The organism is Roseibium sp. RKSG952 (assembly GCF_009711355.1).
Genome location: NZ_SMMF01000005.1, coordinates 1 through 203 on the forward strand (window position 1 = coordinate 1; position 203 = coordinate 203).

The following is a 203-nucleotide window of genomic DNA, read 5'->3' on the forward strand; positions in this document are numbered from 1 at the left end:
TAAGACTGGCCTCCCGCGTCCGGAGGCTTTTCGGAGTCAAACCGGTTTGCCTGACCGCCTCACGGTAGATCTCAGGCGTCAGGAGACTTTCCTGCACCGATCGCAATGCCATGCCGTTTTGCCTCACCGCTTCAAGGCACATTTTCCGCGTCTGGAGGGCGTCCGGGACGAAGTCCAACGCCATGCCGTTTTGCCTCACCGCT

The 203-nt window shown here is 60.1% G+C and carries 1 protein-coding gene; it reads right to left on the reverse strand.

The features are described from left to right. Nucleotides 1-184: DUF4116 domain-containing protein (locus E1297_RS49385; protein ID WP_209015503.1), on the reverse strand; the 184-nt coding region annotated here is incomplete at its 3' end. Between the last annotated feature and the right edge of the window lie 19 nt (nt 185-203).